The 1,612-nt window shown below is 34.2% G+C and carries 3 protein-coding genes; all 3 read right to left on the bottom strand.

Translation table 11 applies throughout. From position 1 onward, the window contains the following. Positions 1-77, bottom strand: a 77-nt coding sequence (locus ADM33_RS10880; protein ID WP_152906810.1) for a DUF3173 family protein, incomplete at its 3' end; no start/stop codon positions are given. A gap of 59 nt (positions 78-136) precedes the next feature. Next, complete coding sequence (locus ADM33_RS05970; protein ID WP_049486503.1) at positions 137-523, bottom strand: hypothetical protein; 387 nt, start codon at positions 521-523, stop codon at positions 137-139. Positions 524-525: 2 nt separating this feature from the next. After that, positions 526-1,612: replication initiation factor domain-containing protein (locus tag ADM33_RS05965; protein WP_049503751.1), on the bottom strand; the 1,087-nt coding region annotated here is incomplete at its 5' end.

Raw genomic sequence — 1,612 nt, 5'->3', positions numbered from 1 at the left:
GTATGGATAATCTTTCTTGCAGTTCCTGGAGCAAATCCAAGTTCGATAAGGTCATCTTTTGTTACAGTTTTAATCATGTGATCTCCTTTTCTGATTAGATTAAGTAAGGGGAGGATTAACTCCCCTTGTCTAATACTTATTTTTGTTTTACATCTACTAAATGGATAGCATCCGCCTTGTAATACATCGTTGAACTAATCATAGTGGCTTGTAAATTGTCAAATGTGACTGGTACTTGATCCATTGCTTGGATATAGTCATTATCGACTAAAGCTTCTGGATTATCTACTGAGACTTGGGTTGATTTCTTTTTGAATTGTCCATCCTTGATTGTTACATTGTATTTCCAACCGATGATTTTATCGGTATTAAAACGTCTTTCGCTACCATCTCGGTTTTTGATAATTTCTCCGTTTACATCTGCTCGGACTTCCGTTTCAAATTTTGGAATAACTTCATCCAATTCAAATTTTGTTCCAATGTTATTAAAATTCCAGTCATTTTGTGAAAGCATTTTTGCCATAGTTAATTTCTCCTTTTGATATTTTCTTTGATTGTAGGGATTAAATCCTCTCTTTTAAAGAGAATTGCCCTTTCTATTAATCCACTTGCTAAATCTGGTGGATATTCCATATTGTTGAGTGCGAGATAGTTTGATTTCTCATACTCATGCAGTAAGTTATTGTCGTATAGAAATTTATACGCTCTTAGAATAGCTCCAGAACCTTTATAGGTAAACCATTCTAATTTTTGTTCTAGTTCTGTTTTTGGTTTTGAAATAATGATAGAGACAGGTTTTGAGTGACCTAAAAACTTTTCCCAAGATCTCAAAGGTTTTGAGAAATAGCTATCACTATAGAATCTCACTTTTTCTTTGAGATATCCCTTGGTAAAGTTGAGAAGATCTATTTCTGAATGCAACCATTCTTGAATGAAGTAGTGAGCTTTTTCTTTCCTAAGTTCTAACTCCGTTCTTATCCAATTTTCTATATAACGCTTGCTGATGCCGAGCTTCTCAGCTCGTTCTAAGCGTTTATCGTAAATTCTAAGTCTTTCATCATCATTGGGTTTTCTCAAATATAAGGTTTGGCCGATTGTTTCATCTCCGTAGGTATTGTAGTAAGTGCTTTTTCCATATATAAAGCGTTTCTTCTGACAAATCTTTAGAAGCTGATTAGGAGTGAAATAGGGTGTTTCATTAAAATCATCTATTGCAACATCAATTCGTCTTATTGAAAACTGATTGTAATTGTAGTAGAGGTTGTTCAGAAACTGTCTTTCGGACAGACTATTTGGATCTAATACCATATCTCTAAAGAACTCGAGTGCCTGTCCTGACATGACAAGCATGTAGGACGACTCTTTCGCTCCATAGTAGATACGGATATTCCCATGATGAAGCTGGCTATCATAGTTATAGTATTTAAGGCTCCCTTTATTCTCAATAAATAGGTCATAGTCAAGAAATAGAATGTCTTCGATTATTTCTCTTGGCGAAAATTCAGTCTTATCAAACTGAATTTGAATCCAGTCAAATACAGAACGTAAATGTTCATTTTTTGCCATAGATTTTGATTCAACTTTTTGCCTAATTTTGCCACCCTTAAAATCT

Source organism: Streptococcus oralis, assembly GCF_001075875.1.
GTDB classification, from domain to species: domain Bacteria; phylum Bacillota; class Bacilli; order Lactobacillales; family Streptococcaceae; genus Streptococcus; species Streptococcus oralis_I.
The sequence above is the reverse complement of the archived record's forward strand: the minus strand, read 5'-3'. Positions and strand labels throughout refer to the sequence as shown.